Consider the following 18661-nt stretch of genomic DNA (forward strand, 5'->3'; position numbering starts at 1 on the left):
AAGCTTAGAAACCTTAGGTTTCTATTCACCGCGTCGTCGAGCACATACCATGGTTCGCCCTTCAATATGAGCCTGCATTTAATAACCAAGCAATAAGTCATACTCAATGATGGGAATGATGACACTGCCGCCCAGCAACAAGCGAGAGCCCTTGTGCTGATTCAGTTATTTTTCCTTTACTTAACAACAAACTGATTAACTCCTCGGCAGTAAGATTTTCAGCGCTACAGGTGTGATAACGCGTTGCTTCTCCAAAGGTTTGGACTATCTGTGCGATTAACTCAGGCTTTAAAACGGGGTTGGCTTGCGCTACCATCAGCGCCATAACATCATGACCGTGAACAGAATCGGGCATAGTAACTCCAAAAGATGCAAATAAGATTTAGCTTTATAACCGAACTGTTGAATGTTAACCCTGATCTTGTGCACATTCTGCCAATTTCAACAGCTATGCAGACCGCTGTGACAATAAAGTGAGCCACTATGTCCTTGATCTTGCTTCTGACCCAACAGATGTCACTCTATTTAGTGATCGTTTATTTAGTCAGTAAAACACCGCTTTTTAAACTGTTTGCAGAAACGTCACCGCGCCTGCCTCACAAGATATTTATTTATCTGGTTTTTTCTAGCTTTTGTATCATGGCGACCTACTTTGGTGAGCAAACCTCGGGGGCTATTGCCAATACTCGTGCCATGGGCGCCGTATTAGGCGGATTGCTCGGCGGCCCTGTTACAGGTTTTTTGGTGGGGCTCACTGGTGGATTACACCGCTATAGTATGGGCGGCTTTACCGATTTAGCCTGTGCTATCTCGACAACACTCGAAGGGCTCTCGGCGGGAATGATCAGTTTTTACCTGCGCCGCGCAGGTAAGAGTGAGCTTATCTACAATCCACTCTTGGTTTGTCTAGTGACCTTTTACGCCGAAATAATGCAGATGAGCCTTATTTTGCTCATCGCTTGCCCCTTTGATGCCGCTTGGGAGTTAGTTCGTCAGATTGCTCCACCGATGTTGTTGGTCAACTCCATCGGCGCGGCACTATTTATGAGTATGATCCGCGACCAAAAAACCATGTTCGATAAGCTCTCATCTAGCTTTTCAACCAAAGCACTTAAAATCGCTGAACGCAGTGTAGGTTTACTTTCCAAGGGATTTAATGAAGAAAGTAGCGGTAAGGTCGCGCAAATTGTGATTGAAGAAACCAATGTTGGTGCGGTGGCCATTACGGATAGAGAAAAGCTCTTGGCCTTTATCGGGATTGGCGCCGACCACCATATCCCTGGCACGCCGATTTCCTCCCAAATCACCCTTGAGGCCATCAATCAAAACAAAGTAATGTTTGCCGATGGGGTCGAAATCCCCTATTCCTGCTCGATTTCGAGCCAGTGTAAACTCGGCTCTAGTCTGGTTATCCCGCTGCGCAGCGACACTGAAGTCATTGGCACCATAAAGTTATACGAACCTAAAAATAAACTGTTCTTGAACATTAACCGTACCTTGGGTGAAGGGATCGCTCGGCTATTATCGAACCAAATTCTTTATGGCCGTTTTGAACAACAGCAAAACCTACTCACCCAAGCCGAATTAAAATTGCTGCAAGCACAAGTCAATCCACACTTTTTATTCAACGCTCTCAATACTATTAGTGCAATTATTAAGCGCGATCCGGATATGTCGAAACAACTGTTACAACAGTTATCACAGTTTTTACGGATCAATTTAAAACGCACGACGGGTTTAGTCACACTTGGGGATGAGCTCGATCACATCGCCTCCTATCTCACCATCGAGAAAGCAAGATTTATTAATAAATTACAAGTCAATATTGCCATTCCAGAGTCACTTTATCACTGTAAAGTCCCTGCATTTACCCTACAGCCTATTATTGAGAATGCGGTAAAACATGGCACCTCCCATATGATTGACCAAGGGCAGATCAAGGTCACTGGGCGTTTGGATGAACATGTATTGGCGTTAGAGGTCATTGATAATGCTGGCCTATATCAACCTTCTACTGACTCTGAAGGGTTGGGAATGAATCTAGTCCATAAACGGATCCAAAACCTGTTTGGCGAACAGTACGGGCTCCAAGTTGAATGCGAGCCGGATGAATACACCAAAGTCATCATTCGCTTACCCATAGAAAAGACGGAAACTAGCACGTGATCACTTGTTTAATTGTCGATGATGAATTGTTTGCCCGTGAAGAGCTTGCCGATTCACTCAGCCAAGAAGCCGATATTGAGATTATTGGCCAATGCAGCAACGCGATAGAAGCACTGCAAACCATCACCAAAGAGAAACCTCAATTGGTTTTTCTCGACATCCAAATGCCGCGTATTTCGGGCATGGAGCTCATTGCCATGCTCGATCCCGACACCTTACCTAAAATCGTGTTTGTTACTGCATTTGATGAATTTGCCGTCAAAGCTTTTGACAATCATGCCTTTGATTATCTACTCAAACCCATAGATGCCGACCGCCTAAGTAAAACCCTCAAACGTGTTCGCAAGGATCTCACACCACAAGCTGTCAATCTGATTGCGCCAAGGAGCCTCGAACATTTACCCTGTTACAGCGGTAGTAAGTTAAAAGTGATTCCGATTCAAGATGTTGAGTATGTTTTTAGCGATTTAAGTGGTATTCATGTCGCTTGCACTAAAGGCAAGGTTCATACTCAACTGACGCTTAAAGTGCTAGAAGAAAAAACACCGCTAGTGCATTGTCATCGCCAATACTTGATTTCGCCCAAGGCCATTGCCGAAATTGAACTGCTCGACACCGGTGCCGAAGTGACCACCTTACTCGGGGATAAAGTGCCCGTTTCCCGTCGTTATCTCAAAAGCCTTAAACAATTGTTTGGCTTCCAATAGTCCGATTGTTAACCAGTCACCGTCACTTACAGGCCGCTCGAGGCGGTTAATACTGATGATTGACTGACGGATGCAACCGCTTGCCCCATTCTATAGCCGCTGAGTCAGCATTATCGACCTCTCACCTAGTTTGCCCAGTTTTATGTAAACAACTTGTTTACACTCTGCACAACTCAAAATGGGGAGATAACTAAAATGATGTGGTTCCTGCTCTGCGTCGGTCTATTGATCGGCGGCTACTTTATCTACGGTACTTTTGTTGAAAAAGTATTTGGTATCAATGAAAAACGTCAAACACCGGCATTTAGCCAAACCGACGGCGTGGACTTTGTTCCGATGTCAAAGGGAAAAGTCTATTTAATCCAATTACTGAATATCGCGGGTGTCGGTCCAATCTTCGGTCCTATCCTAGGTGCGCTCTACGGCCCTTCAGCTATGCTCTGGATTGTGATCGGCTGTATCTTCGGCGGAGCGGTGCACGATTACTTCTCTGGTATGTTGTCAGTACGTAATGGTGGCCAATCTGTCCCAAACCTTGCGGGCAAGTATTTAGGCAAAAGTGCTAAACACTTTATGAACGTGTTCGCTATCGTCTTATTGCTGCTGGTAGGTGTAGTGTTTATCTCTGCACCAGCAGGTTTGTTAGGTAAGCTGACGGGCTTAGATGTGAGTATCTTCGTGGGTATAATCTTCGTTTACTACCTGATTGCCACTGTAGTGCCTATCGACAAGATTATTGGCCGCCTCTACCCCTTCTTCGGCGCACTGCTATTCTTCATGTCATTCGGCTTAGCCTTTGCGATTATGTTTTCTAGCGAACATACGCTGCTTCCTAATGTGCAAGCGGGAGATTTTTTCAAAAACTTAAACCCTGACGATATGCCACTTTGGCCCGCGCTGTTTATCACCATTGCCTGTGGAGCCATTTCAGGCTTTCACGCTACACAATCACCACTGATGGCACGTTGTGTTGAAAATGAAAAGAACGGCCGTTTCGTGTTCTTTGGCGCCATGATCGGTGAAGGCGTTATCGCCCTGTTGTGGTGTGCTATTGCCCTGTCTTACTTCCATGGTGTTGAAGGTTTAAACACAGGCATGGCCGGTAACCCTGCAAACGTGGTATATGAAGCATCGACAGGCTTATTAGGCGCTGTGGGTGGTTTTATGGCGATTCTGGGTGTGATTATTCTGCCGATTACCTCTGGCGATACCGCATTCCGCTCTGCTCGTCTGATTTTGGCTGAGTTCTTTAAAATGCCACAGGTGACTTTGCCAAAACGTTTAGTGCTGGCTATTCCATTGTTTGTGATTGGTGGCTTACTCACTCAAGTCGACTTTGGTGTGATCTGGCGTTACTTTGGTGTGGCCAACTAAGCCACTGCAGTATTAATGCTCTGGACTGCTTCAGCTTATCTACTGCGCCACAATAAACTGCATTGGATCACTACGATTCCAGCCATGTTTATGACGACTGTGGTTATCGCCTTCCTGCTGAACTCTGCCTCCTTAGGCGCAGGCTTACCTATGACCTTGTCTACCGTTGCAGGCGTGATTTCAACCTTAGTGATCACCGGATTGCTGATTGTGAAAACCAAAGGCAAAGGTGAGGTTGATAGTGACAGCGAATTACCTGATGAAGCCTAATTTCTAGCAGTATGTACTAGGGCGTGCTGACGTTTCGAGATTAAATTTTGTTCGTTCTGGCAAGCTCGTGCTCGCGAAACGAGGAATGATGTGTAGTTATTCTACTCAAATGACGAGCTGCTCTTATGACAGAAAGTAAGAGCAAGGGCTTGCCAGACGAACCCTTCGGGCAGCATTTGGCTGACGTTTCTGCTGCGTTATCGTCCGTTTATGTAGAATAACTACACAGCACGGACTTTGCCTTGCATAAACGCCAGCCAAATTGCTGCAAAAATAACCCTGAAACGTCAACACGCCCTAGAATTAGCGCGACAAAAATCCAACGGGCACCCATAAGTGCCCGTTTTTTTATCCATCACCTTAAGCCAATGTCGATAATACTGGTATAATCTCGTTATTGTTCACGGCAGTTTATACAAGATGACTCAAACCAATAACCCATTACATGGCATCACACTGGAAACCATAATCACGCAACTCGTCGAGCATTATGGCTGGGAAGAACTTGGCGCTCGCATCAAAATCCGCTGTTTTACCGAAGCTCCAAGTATCAAATCAAGTCTGCGTTTTTTAAGAAAAACCGATTGGGCCCGGGAAAAAGTAGAATATTTATATTTGAAGACCAATAAACTGCCGCTGCCAGCTGCAAAATCAATACAGGCGCCAGCTAAAGAACCGTCAAAAAAGTCGGCACCTAAACCGAACTCAAAACCAACCCAAACAAAAGTCGTTACACCAACGCCAGCTGTAGAGGGTCAGGTCAATAGCCATATTTGGGGAAAGCGCGACTAAATTCACACGATAAATACGCGCTGTCTATCAGGCTCTTCACCAGATAATGGTTCGCCAACCAAGGGCAAAGCTAATCTGCTAGCCCTTAGTACGCTCGAAAATAACCGGCTGTTATTATTAGTAAAAACTTTATAGACCCATAATCTTTTTAAGTTTTCAATCTCAATGCCGATATCACTGTAAACGATCATTCAGGCACTCAAGGAGTCTATTGTGAATATTAATGGATTGAGTAATATCGTGATCAGTGGTGCCTTTAAGTCCGTTTCCAGTGCCCATATCACAATCACACCAGCAATCAACGGCTCTACGAATCAAGCTGCAGAGTCTACGAGTCAAGAAACAGTCAATATCTCAAGCAAAGGCAAGCAAGTGCTCGCCACCGAAGTGGGCGCATCTTTAAGGGGACAAGCTGCGGAAAAACGGCAACAAACGGAACGAGCTGAGAATGAGGAACCCAAATCTATCATTGATGAACAAATCGAGCGTATCAAAGAAGAGATCAAAGCGTTGCAAAAAATGCTCACCAAGCTAGCAGGGGATAATTCCGAAGCTGCAGCACAGCAACGTAAACAGTTACAAGAGCAAATTATGCAGCTAGGTAATCAAATCGCGGTATTAATGGATAATAAAATGCGGGATGCACAAAAAGCGGCCAGCTAACACACTTAAGATCATATCGCTTTAGCACTAAAACAAGTTTAATTTCCGCTCTAACATTAAGCTGCACACTAAATAGGGAAACTAAACAACAAACGCCAGATATTTAACCCATCGCCAGTTCGATAACTGATCCCGATACGGTCAACCCCAAGCAAATCACCGCCCAAGGGCTTAGAAAATGCGAGTGTGGCACCAAACTCATAGCTTCCTGAAACGATTGTTTCATCCTCAGCATCTTGGCTAAAGTCCAACTCATTAAAATACCAATAGCCGACGGCAAATAGCCTTGGCTGCATTTGAATATTCAACCATTGCCAACGTGGCGAGAGCCCAATATCGACACCAGTTTGCAACACGGCAAATTGATCCGTTAACTCACCGACTTGCTCGCTATATCCTGCAAAACGCAGTCTTGAAACCCAAACACTGTCCTCACCTGCTAAGGTAAAATCATACAAGGTACTGATACCTGAAGCTAAAATAGCCACGTTAGTGTCAGTATCAAAATTCGTTCCAAAGCCCACATCAAGATAGGCTTCCATTCGCGTATTTATCGTTGCCTGCCAATGGTGTTCAATACCGGGCGTCATCGTCATAGTGCCAACCGATGAAGGTAATTCACCATCGGTAATATCCTTCGCTAAATAGTCAAAAAAACCAAAGGATAGTGGTAAGCGCAGCCAGGTCTGACTGCTCTCTTCCTTCAAAAAATCAAATACTAAAGGAATACTGACGATAGTGGCATTTTGCTCCGCAGCCCGATATATCCCGGTGCCAAGATAGCTGCCAAAGGCATAGACTGAATTCGGATTATTTTTGTCATCAATTGGCATTTCTGGGCTGATCTTCGCAAACGTTTGCGAAGACTGAGTACCCAATACGGTCTGATTTGAGATAGGAGATGACGACGCCAGCAGTGGAAACATAATCCCCAATGACAGCGCCGAAATGGAATAGACGTTAACGAGCAACCGACTGAAAGTGATATTCAATTTACGCAAACACACCCTAATTTGCTATGCCTAATCGGTAAATATATTGCCTTGAAACTACTCTTCATCCGTAAAATGATACTCAGACATCATATGCCCAAGCTCAGTGGATTTCGTCTTTAGGTAAGCTTCATTGTAACGGTTTTTACCCACTTGTAGCGGTACTCGTTCAACTACCTCAATACCAATTTCTTTCATCGCTTTGACTTTGCGAGGATTATTGGTCATTAAGCGTACGTGCTTCACACCAATTTTTTCAAGCATAGGCTGGATCATATCGTATTTACGCATATCCGCCGGAAAACCTAACTGCTCATTCGCCTCAACCGTATTGGCACCTTTATCCTGCAACTCATAGGCGCGGATCTTGTTTAGCAAACCAATACCACGGCCTTCTTGGCGTAAATACAAAATAAAACCACTTCCCGTTTCAGCAATGTTCTGCATTGCGGTTTGTAGCTGGAATCCACAATCACAGCGTAAACTGAACAAGGCATCGCCGGTGAGACATTCTGAGTGAATACGACCTAATACAGGTTCATCGCTACTTAGGGAGCCAAACGTAAGGGCAACATGCTCTTTGCCTGTTTCAGTATCTTCAAAACCGTGCATGGCAAAAACGCCCCAAGGAGTGGGTAATTTTGACGTCGCGACATATTTTATCGACATGACTTAACCTTAACGACAACTCTCATTCCATGAGACGGAAGGAACATCCATAAACAAAACAATGATGAGGCACTTAGCCTACGGAGCGCCTATTCTAAAGTGTTTTCAGCAATCACGAAATACTTTAGTAATTTAATCAACTACAAATCTAAGCATCATGCTAAGTAGCACATTGGCTCAATCTGTAATCTGCCGATTCAAAGTGCTGCAAAATGGGTAAACGACCTATTTTGCAACCTATTGAATGAGTTACCAATACAACTTAAAACTTTGCTGGCGCAAAACCCGTTACTTCGGTTAAGCCCATTTCGCGACCTAGAGCCGTCATTGGGTGCACTACTACCAAGCCTTTTACCGACTTTTTCAGTTGGCCCATATCAGCTTGCTCGGCTTTGGTTAACGCGCGATGAAATGGCAAGTGCTGAATATCAACACCTTGCTTTTGCAATAAACGTGACTGCTGGTTTTTAACGCTATTGATTTGCTTAGTGACAGCCTCAATCTCGCGTTTAAACTGCGCCACAATGACGACATCGCCACGTTGCTCTGCCGCCGCCAGTTTACGACGAAACTTATCTAACTTATCGTTAAGCTGCTGCAGTTCTTGCTTTAAATTCATTATGTTACCTTAAATTACTAAAGTGAACCCTAGTCGATATTAACCTGTTCTTTGGTCAGTTTGTTTGGGTCACTGTGTCAAGGTGTGGGATTATAACAGCAAGTTAGCGATCCTCGTTACCGCTTTTATAAGAAACGGATCACCTGATTACTGCTACCTCGATATGGGAGACTCGGATCGGCAAGGTTTTGCTCAAATTTGCCATCCACCAGCACATCAACATACTTGAGCACTGCGCGTTGCTCATCGCTCAGTTCATCCCATACATAGCCAGTCCACAGCCAAATATCTTTACCGGGACACTCAGCTTTAACGCGTTTAACAAGCGCTAAAATCCCCTCAAGATTGGCGGGTAAAAGTGGATCGCCGCCAGAGAGTGATAGACCACGGCGCACAATCCGCAGATCCTGCAAATCCGCAATGATATTATCTTCCATTGCCTTATCAAATAAATGGCCTGAGCGCACATCCCAAGTACTTTGATTATAGCAACCACGGCATTGGTGTTCACAACCAGAAACAAACAAGGTCGCCCGAGTACCGGGGCCGTTAACCACATCAACGGGATAATATTGCTGATAGTTCATTGCATAATTCCGATACAAAATACAGTGAGCGCCAGACTGGCTAAAAATCAAAGCACAGTCCTCTAATAAGCGACTGTGCTGATATCAGTGTAACAAAGGTAACAAGGCAAAAGTGTTACAAGTGTTTGATCCTACGCTTCACTTCTTCTTGCTTACCATGGTTAAAGGGTCTGGCATCGGGACTGCCTAAGTAACCACACACACGGCGGGTTACTGATACCCGGCTGGGCTCATGGTTGCCGCATTTAGGGCAGGTAAATCCTTTGCTGGTACAGCTAAATTCACCGGTAAAACCGCAATCATAACATTCGTCAATCGGTGTGTTAGTGCCGTAGTAAGGTACACGGCTATAGCTGTAATCCCAGACATTTTCGAGCGCTTCAATATTGTGCTGCATATTGGGATATTCGCCGTAGCAGATAAAGCCGCCATTGGCGATGGCAGGATATGGCTGCTCAAAATCGATTTTATCGTAAGGATTCACCCGCTTTTCCACATCCAAGTGGAAACTATTGGTGTAATAGCCCTTATCGGTAACCCCTGTGACCACGCCAAACTGGCGTGCATCGAGCTTACAAAAGCGACTACAGAGACTCTCACTCGGCGTGCTGTAAAGGCTAAAACCATAACCCGTTTCGGCCTTCCATGCGTCGGTGGCCGCTTTGAGATACGCAACTATCGCTACGGCTTTTTCCCTAAGCTGCGCATTATCAAACACATGGGTTTCAGTGCCATAGAGTGCATTAATGGTTTCGTGTAAACCGATATAGCCTAATGAAATCGATGCACGACCATTTTTAAAGATTTGAGCGATATCATCGTCGGCACGCAGGCGCACGCCACAGGCGCCTTCCATATATAAAATGGGTGCGACTCTGGCTTTAACGCCATTTAACCGTTCGATGCGGGTGTCTAATGCACGGCGGGCAAGCAATAGGCGCTCATCTAAAATACGATAAAACTCAGCCTCATCGCCTTTAGCCTCGAGGGCAACCCGGGGCAAGTTTAAGCTGACCACGCCAAGGTTATTACGCCCCTCATGCACGAGTTCACCGTTTTCTTTATAGGAGCCTAAAAAGCTACGGCAGCCCATAGGGGTTTTGAACGAGCCCGTGACTTTTTCAACTTGCTCGTAGTTCAAAATATCCGGATACATCCGCATCGTAGCGCATTTAAGGGCCAGTTGTTTTACATCGTAATTGCAATCGCCGACTTTGTGGTTAATGCCATCACGGATAGCAAACACCAATTTAGGAAACACCGCTGTCTTACGATTTTTACCTAAGCCCGCCATGCGTACTTTCAGCATCGATTGCTGAATTAAACGCGACTCCCACGAGGTTCCTAGCCCAAAACCAAAGGTCACAAACGGGGTTTGTCCATTAGCGGTATGTAAGGTATTAACTTCATATTCAAGGGATTGAAAAGCATCATGGCATTCTTTTTCGGTCTGCGCGGTGGCGTAAGCTTTAGCATCTTTAATCTGCCAATTCAGCGCCACTTGATAATGCTTGTCATAACTCTTGGCCACAAACGGCGCTAACACTTCGTCAATACGGTTAATGGTCGTACCGCCATAAATATGGCTTGCTACTTGGGCAATAATTTGCGCCGTTACAGCTGTGGCCGTTGAGATAGATTTAGGGGTTTCAATTTCGGCGTTGCCCATCTTAAAGCCGTGGGTCAACATGCCCGCCAAATCAATCAACATACAGTTGAACATCGGGAAAAACGGCGAGTAATCGAGGTCGTGATAGTGGATCTCACCCATTTCGTGGGCGGCCACGACATCCTTAGGCAAAATATGGCTCTTGGCGTAATGCTTGGCGACAATACCCGCTAATAAATCCCGCTGAGTAGGGATGACTTTAGAATCTTTATTGGCGTTTTCATTTAACAGTGCGGCATTACTTTGCTCGACTAAACCACGAATTTCTAAGTTGAGTTTGCTCGTAGCGTCGCGGCAAATATCCCTGTCGTGGCGATATTCAATGTAGACCCGTGCCAATGACTTATAGGGGCCTTCCATCAATAGGTTTTCAACCACATCCTGTAAATGGTGGATCTCAACTTCAGCCATATTCGCCACTCGCGCGCTCACACAAGCAGCTACCGTCGCGGCATAATCTGTATCCTCTATCCCAACCGAGTTTGCAGCGGCGATCACTGCATCTCTTATCCTTGTTTCATCAAAAGGTGTGCGGCAACCATCCCGCTTGATCACGACCGGCATTGTTCAGTTCCTCTCCATCCTGATTAAAATTAACACTACATATAGTGATTTGATAATCAACAAACACAATATGTAGGCAATTAGGCGACATCGACACCTAAAATTCCATGATCCAGATCATGATTTATCGGATGGATAAAAAGAACAAATAAGAACTGCTGCCAAGCCCAATGATCTCAGTTTTAAGCCTTGACCTCGACGCGAAAGCAAGATAGCGGTGCTAAATGGAGAGACTTAACAACACAAAGGGCTATGATGCTTAAAATCAAAACCCTTTGTTTTGACGTAGAAAAAATAGATAGGCTTAACGCTTAGCCAGAGCAAGATAACTGCTTAATTGGCCCTGCGCCGATTGCTGCACTCCCATGGATGAAGCCACTTGCATGGTCGATTTGAGACCTTGCCATAATCGTTTTTGGCTGTCGCTCATGGTGGGATTACTGTTCAAATAATCCGTTAATTGACCAAACACTTTAGTCGCCTTTTGCGCCAAAACGGGCGAATGGGCATCATCCATATTTTTTAGCACATTTTTCGCATCAACTAAGGTACTAATCATCGGGCTGTTTGGCGACTTTTCAGCCAAGGACTTTAGCTCATCATCGATAAAATCCTGCAAAGACTGCTTATTGGGGTTTTGACTCGGCACAGTAATGCCGTTTTGCGAAAGGCGTTCAACTTGGGCATCAGAAAGAATGCCGTCCTTTTGAAGCCGCGACACTAGCGCAGGAATATCCGCCACACTAAATTTGCCATCGGCAAAAAAGTCCTTCGACATGGCCTGAATTTTTTGTGCCCGCACTGCCCGAGGTGACAGCGCAATCTCATCACTCGGTTTAGTGTCAGTCTTTGAGGGTTCCTTTGTGGATGAGTTTGCATCCGTGCTCGACTCGGTTTTACCTGTATCCGTCTTCTTGCTATTAAGGCCATAGGCTTCAGCAGCATTGTTGCGATTAAGATTAAGGGTATTTAAGAGAGAATTCATCGTCAATAATTCGGCGTCTAATACTGAGTGGCGTTTATAAAGCAAAAACTAAGCCAATCAAGCAGTAGCTAGCTTTATACTTTGTGATTCTCAGATGAACTCATCCTGCCATATTTAATCTTTCCAAATCGCGGCTTCAATCAAATGTGCCACTTTTGCCACGGCGGCCTCTCCTGCTGCGATGGCTTCGTCAGCTCGGTGAAATTCCATTGTGCCGATATTCGCGACTTCAGGTACAATGCAGATATCAGGCGGATCCCCCATTAAACGCGCACGTTTATGCCGCTGTTCTAAAATCCCCATCGACTGTGACATTACCGCAATCATGCCTGGGTTAGATTTGGTCCCGAGGGAAAACTTGTCGGTTAAGTTACTGACATATTCCCGCCCTCGGGCGAATAAATCCATAAAGCCGGTTTCTTGGCGCGCGGGCATCTCCGTGTCTTCTTTTGTTGCCCGGTGGCTGGTCATATTGACAGGTAAAACCTGTAATCGACCAGAGTGAAAACCATGCAAATCAACAGCAATCACAATATCAACACCCATTGCTCGGCTCACTGAAACGGGAACAGGGTTAACCACTGCGCCATCAACTAACCAACGTTCACCTTGGCGAACTGGCGCTAATATTCCTGGCATAGAGCAAGAAGCCCGAACAGCTTGGCGTAAGTCACCATGACGGAACCAGATTTCCTGTCCGGAATAAAGATCAGTGGCAATTGCAGCAAAGGGATATTCTAAATCCTCAATATTGACATCACCAATGCGCGACTGCAGTACATCGAACACTTTTTCACCGCCAATCAGTCCACCTTTACGCCAACGAATATCCATCAGCCCCAATACATCCCAACTGGAGAAACTGCGCACCCACTCTTCAAGCTCGGCTAAATGATTATGAGCATAAGCAGCGCCCACCAAAGCACCGACAGAGCAACCTGCCACCTTATCAGGTTTAATTCCCATCGCCGCAAGTCCGTTTAGCACACCAATATGCGCCCAACCTTTTGCAGCGCCACTGCCTAATGCGATGCCGATTGTCGGATTAGTCCCCTTGCCCATTATAATTTCCCTTAATAAATCGATGATTGGAAGAAACTAAGTACTTTCCAGAGTGCAGGAAGGCATTAGACAACACTATCCATTATTATTACTAGGACGTATTGACGTTTATAGGGTATTTTTACAGCGATTTGGCTTTAGCGTTTATGTAAGTAAAAGTCAGTGCTGTGTGGTTATTCGACATCAACGAACGATAAGATAACACTGTAAAACGCCCCAAAAACCAGTTCGAAGGGTTCATCTGTCAATTCTCTCTTTCACGACAACAGCTCGCCATAGGATTGCAATAGCGACATGTCACTCATCGTTTTGCGAGCATGCACTTGTCTTAACGCACGCAACCGAATCTGGAAATATCAACACGCCCTAGTGATTACCTTCATTTATACATTTAACGATCAGCATTGAAAATCATGGTTCAATGACAACAAGGTCACTTGTTATCCTCTCAGTGCAGAGTCAATTCAGTTAAAGATGATCTCAAGGACAAATACATCGATTGATGCATGCCACACAAATATGCGGCTATTTAGATGATTCCGTAAGATAATGCCTGATCAAGATAGCTGACCATAGTGATTTAGCGCTATAATCTGCCCTCACTCAGATTTAGGGGATATACCTTTGCAGTTTACTGATTTTTCTCTGGACCAGCGTCTGTTACAAAGCTTAAAGCATATGGGGATTGCAACCCCAACCGCCATCCAGGAACAAGCCTTACCTATCGCCTTGGCAGGTAAAGATTTAATGGCATCGTCAAAGACCGGGTCAGGTAAGACCTTGGCGTTTTTGCTGCCCGCATTGCAAAGGGTTATCTCCACCCGCGCCCTCAGTAAGCGCGATCCTAGAGTATTAATTTTATTACCGACCCGCGAATTGGCCCATCAGGTTTATAGCCAGTTACGTCTACTGGTTGCTAACACCCAATATAAGGCAATTAGTGTATTGGGTGGCGAAAACTTTAACGATCAAGCCAAAGCGCTAGCAAAAGAGCCGCATTTTATTGTGGCAACGCCAGGGCGAATCGCCGATCACTTAGAACAAAAAAATTTATTTCTCAATGGATTAGAACTATTAATCCTCGATGAAGCCGACCGCATGTTGGATTTAGGCTTTGCGCCACAGTTAAAAGCTATCAACGAGGCAGCCGATCATAAACGTCGTCAGACCTTAATGTTCTCAGCAACGTTAGATCATAGTGAAATCAATGAGATTGCGGCAGCGTTACTCAAGAATCCATTACATGTTGCGATTGGCACTGCTCACGCTGAACATCAGGATATTTCGCAGCGGATTTATCTGTGCGATCACTTAGATCACAAAGAGGCCCTACTCAGTCGTTTGCTTAGCGATGAGTCACACAAACAAGTGATCATTTTTACCGCCACCCGTGCCGATACAGAACGTTTAGCCGCAAAACTCTCGGCTCAAGGTTTTGCGACCGCCGCCTTGAGTGGCGAGTTAAAACAAGCGGCACGTAATCAGATCATGGACCAATTTGCCCGTGGCCAACAGCAAATACTGGTAACCACAGATGTGGCATCCCGAGGCTTAGACTTACTGAATGTCTCCTTAGTTATCAACTTCGACATGCCGAAATTTGCCGAAGAATATGTCCACCGCATTGGCCGTACGGGTCGTGCAGGCGCAAAAGGTGATGCGATATCCTTAGTCGGTCCAAAAGATTGGGATAGCTTTAAAAAAGTACAACTTTTCTTAAGAAAAACCTTTGAAATCAGTGTAATTAAAGGGCTTGAAGCTAAATTTACTGGTTTAAAAGATAAGCCAAAGTCCGTCGCGACTAAAGGTGTGGTCAAGGCAAACACAAAGGGTAAATCTAAGCCCAAGCCGAACGTCGTTAAAGCAGCGCCATCACGTGATAAACGCTTTATCACGGGTGTTGATGTCGGTGATGCGCCAATGCGCAAAAAACCTAAGGCACAGCTGCTGCAAGAGAGTGACGACGAGATCTGAAAATAACGCAAAAGATGGCTCAAGTCCGTCATACTTGAGCTCTTAAAATCCATGTTTCGCTGGAGTCATTCTTCCGGCGATACATAAGCAATTTGAAATAGTTAAAGGTGTAACATGCGAATTTGTGGTGTTGAATTAAAAGGTGGCGAAGCCATCATCAGTCTGCTCAGCTACGAAGGGGAAACTTTCAATGTACCCAGCTGCCGTAAAGTGTCTTTTAGCATTGCCCAGTCGGCATCTACGGAGGCAATTCGTGAATTTCACTTTGCTTTCCATAAGTTAATGGAAGATTACAAGGTCGATGAAATTGTGATTATTGAGCGTGAGCAAAAAGGCAAGCTGGCAGGTTCTGCCACCAGCTTTAAGCTCGAAGCGGCAATTCAATTGGGCGATGTGCCTGTGACCTTGTTATCACCCGTTGCGATTAAAGAACAAAACAAGCGTAATCCACCACATGTCGACTTCGACACCTTGGATTTAAAACGTTTCCAACAGCCCGCCTTCGAGGCAGCCTACGCTCAGCAAAATCGCCATATTTTTGGTAAAGCTTAAACGCTCTTGCTTGGCGCTATCGCTTAGCGCCAAGCCTCTTCTGTGCAACAAGAATCATGCAAACCTTAAAATATATAAGCGGTTATAGCCCAGATATCCAACGTCAGGTTCAGCAGCTTTTAGAAAGTGGCAAGTTAGGTGATGTATTGCTGCGCCGTCATCCCCAAGTTCACGAGATCCGCAGCGATAAGGCCCTTTACGACTATACCCAAGGGATCAAAAATCAATTTTTACGCCAATCCTCTCCCCTATCAAAAGTGATTTTTGATGACAAAATAAGTATGAGTCATCATGCACTTGGCTTACATTCTTACGTCGCTAGGGTGCAAGGGAACAAAATCAAGGCGAAGAATGAAATTCGCATATCTTCTCGCTTAAAACGTGTACCAGAACCCTTGCTACGAATGGTAGTTGTGCACGAACTCGCCCACCTAAAAGAGAAGGATCATAACAAGGCCTTCTATAATCTGTGTACTTATATGGAACCGGATTACCACCAATTTGAATTCGATCTGCGCTTATTGCTGACATGTATCGATGCCAATCAATCCCCCTATGCCACGAATTCCATAAACTGAGTTTGTGTACCTATTTTCTTTACTTTTAGTTGACTGATAATAGTTTTCATTTAGAATAATTTCGTCTTATTCGTTATCGCACCTAAGTCGTATGAAAAAGCAAAATATTGGTAAAAAGCTGGAAAAATGGTGTAAAAAACAAGCCAAGAAACTGCAAAAGCAACAAGCAAAAATGCCTGATGCTACATCAGTGAGATATTCAGTTAAATCATCTTTGTCCGCGGAACCAATAAAACAGAGGATGGGTGCTCAAAGTAAAAAAGCACAGCGCAAACATTTGAGCCAATTATTGGCTGAGTATGTTGCCAAACAACACATCCAAGATCTCGATAAAGCCTCACGTAAGCAGCAATTAAAATTAGCAAAAGCGCATTTTAATGCCGCAAATGATGCAAAATTTTTATCTTCAGCAGTAATCAAACGTATTACCCCCTTATCAACAGAGCGAAGCTTTGCACTTCGTCCCTATAAAAAGTCCCCCTGTGGAGGATGTCCGGCCTTAAAGGGACATCTGTGTAAATGTGCGTTAAAAGCAATGCAGAAGCGCCAGGCAAGTTAGTATTACTTGGCTATCTTGCTTTAAATTGAAGAGACACATCAAAGTAAGCATGGCTAAAAGAGTTTTCGTCCTTAGTTGCCTAATGCGATCAATCGCAGTGCTACCGCTAAACTCTACATAGTCTTGAGCCATTATCTCAAGACGTATCATAAGGGCAAAGTTTCAACAAATTGCTCTAAGCAGCTTATCTACTTCATATACAAATACAGTATGACAACCCAAATCAGCCAAAACATCAACAACTCGAGTCGATCCTGAAGGCAAAATCAATACAAATAAAAACGCCGATGAATAATAATTCATCGGCGTTTTTATATTCAATATGCTTTTACGGCAATGAATTAACCTAAATTCATTAGCGCTTGACGACTCTTAACCATATTAGTAAAGCTACGTAACTCTTGATTTGCTAACTGGTTTGCCATTGGAATATCTGCTCTCATTGGGTCTACGGGCTTACCGTTTACATGGAATTCATAATGCAAATGCGGTCCAGTAGAGCGGCCAGTATTACCTGATAAAGCAATCACTTGTCCACGAGTCACTCTTTGGCCTTTACGCACTAACGCCTTTGAAAGATGTAAATAACGGGTGCGATATTTACCACCATGTTCAACCACAATATATTTACCCGCAAATTGGTGATCTGTGACTAAGCTCACTACACCATCACCAGGAGCAACAACTTTAGTTCCAATTGGAACCGAAAAGTCAGTACCATTATGGGGAGAAATACGGCCAGTAATAGGATGTTTACGGGCTGGATTGAAGCGAGAACTCATACGAGGCTGTTTAGCCAACGGAATACGTTGGAAAGCTCGCACTAAACTACGTCCTTTAGCATCGTAATAGCTGCCATCGGTATGTTGAAAGGCGCTAATTTCAGAACGTCCCGTTTTAATGCTAACACCCAATATTTGGCTACTACCTGTCGCTTCACCCTCAACATATTGATCATTTACCAAAACAGAAAATGTATCACCTGCATGTAGATCACGAGCAAAGTTCACTTTTTCTTTGAGTAAATCTTCAATCCGCTGAATATCGGCTGCGGCTAGGCCCATCTTTTGAGCCGAGACGTAAAACGAACCTTTAATATCACCCGTAAGGATACGATTTTGCCAAACGCCCTCAACGTTAATTTCTTCAACGTTAAAGCTACCATCGTCATAACGGGTAAATACGACTTGACGTGCGGCGTTAAAATAGAGCTCTAACTTTTGCAGCTGACCAACATTATCAAGCCAAAATTGAATACGGTTTCCAGGTAATAAAGTATCGAGAGCCAGAATGTTTAAATCGGCCTCTAACACTTTATACATGGTTTGCTGATCGACACCCGCCTTAGAAAACAAAGCGCTTAAGGTATCGCCTGATGCGATAACACGCTCATAGTCAGGGGTATTATCAACAATAGGAGCCGTTTCTACAGTTTCAGAAACCTGAGGTAATATGGTTTCAATATCGAGTGCAACGGGTATGCGTTGGGCTGTCGGCACTACATGATTGGTATTCGGCATTAACATAGCCGCACCGATTAATAAGCCACCAACAAGGAGAATATTTTTATGGGCCGAAGATAAATTCTGCAAACGGATTTGCGGAAAATTAGCCAAATTGGGTTTGCCTGTCTGCAACGCCTTCACCTTTTGTTATCGTTTTTGCGTTATATTTTTGAACCAGTCCCTACATGGGAAGCCCGAATTTTCCCAACTTATCCCAAAAAACCGATTATGACAAACGCTATTTTACACTTTTGCAGTACTATTTAGCAAAAACATGCGTCATCTATCACTTTAAACTGATTGTGCGTTCTATATCCAGTTGTAAAATATTACAGCAATATAAGTAAAATTTTTATAAAACAACAAGTTAAAAA

General features: G+C 44.4%; 17 protein-coding genes and 1 pseudogene. 9 read left to right on the plus strand and 9 right to left on the minus strand.

Going from position 1 to position 18661, the window contains the following annotated elements:
• Positions 1 to 103 precede the first annotated feature (103 nt).
• Positions 104 to 355 carry a YecH family metal-binding protein gene (locus tag SO_RS13075; RefSeq protein WP_011072745.1) on the minus strand — a complete coding sequence of 84 codons (252 nt, stop codon included), beginning with the start codon at positions 353 to 355 and terminating at the stop codon, positions 104 to 106.
• 128 nt (positions 356 to 483) lie between these two features.
• Between SO_RS13075 and SO_RS13080 the strand changes: the two genes are divergently transcribed.
• The 5 genes and pseudogenes from SO_RS13080 (at position 484) to SO_RS13100 (ending at position 5972) form a co-directional block, all read left to right on the plus strand.
• The gene (locus SO_RS13080; protein WP_011072746.1) at positions 484 to 2166 is read left to right on the plus strand and encodes a sensor histidine kinase; all 1683 of its coding nucleotides are present in this window, start codon (positions 484 to 486) and stop codon (positions 2164 to 2166) included.
• Positions 2163 to 2873, plus strand: a complete 711-nt coding sequence (btsR, locus tag SO_RS13085; RefSeq protein WP_011072747.1) for a two-component system response regulator BtsR — start codon at positions 2163 to 2165, stop codon at positions 2871 to 2873. The genes SO_RS13080 and btsR overlap by 4 nt, the downstream gene beginning before the upstream one ends.
• Before the next feature lie 195 nt (positions 2874 to 3068).
• Positions 3069 to 4517: pseudogene (locus SO_RS13090) on the plus strand (carbon starvation CstA family protein).
• A gap of 420 nt (positions 4518 to 4937) precedes the next feature.
• On the plus strand, positions 4938 to 5309 hold the full coding sequence (locus tag SO_RS13095) for a VF530 family protein (protein ID WP_011072748.1): 372 nt from the start codon (positions 4938 to 4940) through the stop codon (positions 5307 to 5309).
• Positions 5310 to 5522: 213 nt separating this feature from the next.
• Positions 5523 to 5972 carry a hypothetical protein gene (locus SO_RS13100; RefSeq protein WP_011072749.1) on the plus strand — a complete coding sequence of 150 codons (450 nt, stop codon included), beginning with the start codon at positions 5523 to 5525 and terminating at the stop codon, positions 5970 to 5972.
• 68 nt (positions 5973 to 6040) lie between these two features.
• Here the strand turns inward: SO_RS13100 and SO_RS13105 are convergent, their stop codons facing one another.
• The 7 genes from SO_RS13105 to rssA form a co-directional block, all read right to left on the minus strand.
• Positions 6041 to 6805: a hypothetical protein gene (locus SO_RS13105; protein WP_238560598.1), complete on the minus strand. Its 765-nt coding sequence runs from the start codon at positions 6803 to 6805 to the stop codon at positions 6041 to 6043.
• Between the two features lie 216 nt (positions 6806 to 7021).
• Entirely contained in the window at positions 7022 to 7633 is a 612-nt protein-coding gene (ribA, locus tag SO_RS13110) for a GTP cyclohydrolase II (protein WP_011072751.1), read from the minus strand.
• Between the two features lie 262 nt (positions 7634 to 7895).
• Positions 7896 to 8252, minus strand: coding sequence for a YibL family ribosome-associated protein (locus SO_RS13115; protein ID WP_011072752.1), 357 nt, complete (start codon positions 8250 to 8252; stop codon positions 7896 to 7898).
• Positions 8253 to 8377: 125 nt separating this feature from the next.
• On the minus strand, positions 8378 to 8839 hold the full coding sequence (nrdG, locus tag SO_RS13120; RefSeq protein ID WP_011072753.1) for an anaerobic ribonucleoside-triphosphate reductase-activating protein: 462 nt from the start codon (positions 8837 to 8839) through the stop codon (positions 8378 to 8380).
• 115 nt (positions 8840 to 8954) lie between these two features.
• On the minus strand, positions 8955 to 11072 hold the full coding sequence (nrdD, locus tag SO_RS13125) for an anaerobic ribonucleoside-triphosphate reductase (protein ID WP_011072754.1): 2118 nt from the start codon (positions 11070 to 11072) through the stop codon (positions 8955 to 8957).
• Positions 11073 to 11376: 304 nt separating this feature from the next.
• Positions 11377 to 12057 (minus strand): hypothetical protein, encoded by a 681-nt coding sequence (locus SO_RS13130; RefSeq protein ID WP_011072755.1) that lies wholly within the window; start codon positions 12055 to 12057, stop codon positions 11377 to 11379.
• Between the two features lie 114 nt (positions 12058 to 12171).
• Entirely contained in the window at positions 12172 to 13119 is a 948-nt protein-coding gene (gene rssA / locus SO_RS13135; protein WP_011072756.1) for a patatin-like phospholipase RssA, read from the minus strand.
• Between the two features lie 624 nt (positions 13120 to 13743).
• Here rssA and SO_RS13140 point away from each other — a divergent pair.
• From SO_RS13140 to SO_RS13155, 4 genes are all read left to right on the plus strand, one after another.
• The gene (locus SO_RS13140; protein WP_011072757.1) at positions 13744 to 15093 is read left to right on the plus strand and encodes a DEAD/DEAH box helicase; all 1350 of its coding nucleotides are present in this window, start codon (positions 13744 to 13746) and stop codon (positions 15091 to 15093) included.
• Positions 15094 to 15207: 114 nt separating this feature from the next.
• Complete coding sequence (locus tag SO_RS13145) at positions 15208 to 15645, plus strand: DUF3010 family protein (RefSeq protein WP_011072758.1); 438 nt, start codon at positions 15208 to 15210, stop codon at positions 15643 to 15645.
• A gap of 56 nt (positions 15646 to 15701) precedes the next feature.
• Positions 15702 to 16223, plus strand: coding sequence for a M48 metallopeptidase family protein (locus tag SO_RS13150; RefSeq protein ID WP_011072759.1), 522 nt, complete (start codon positions 15702 to 15704; stop codon positions 16221 to 16223).
• A 91-nt stretch (positions 16224 to 16314) separates the two neighbouring features.
• Positions 16315 to 16782, plus strand: coding sequence for a hypothetical protein (locus SO_RS13155; RefSeq protein WP_011072760.1), 468 nt, complete (start codon positions 16315 to 16317; stop codon positions 16780 to 16782).
• Positions 16783 to 17123: 341 nt separating this feature from the next.
• Here SO_RS13155 and SO_RS13160 read toward each other — a convergent pair whose 3' ends face one another.
• Positions 17124 to 18419: a peptidoglycan DD-metalloendopeptidase family protein gene (locus SO_RS13160; RefSeq protein WP_011072761.1), complete on the minus strand. Its 1296-nt coding sequence runs from the start codon at positions 18417 to 18419 to the stop codon at positions 17124 to 17126.
• Positions 18420 to 18661: the final 242 nt, after the last annotated feature.

The organism is Shewanella oneidensis MR-1, assembly GCF_000146165.2.
In the GTDB taxonomy this organism is placed as follows: Bacteria; Pseudomonadota; Gammaproteobacteria; order Enterobacterales; family Shewanellaceae; genus Shewanella; species Shewanella oneidensis.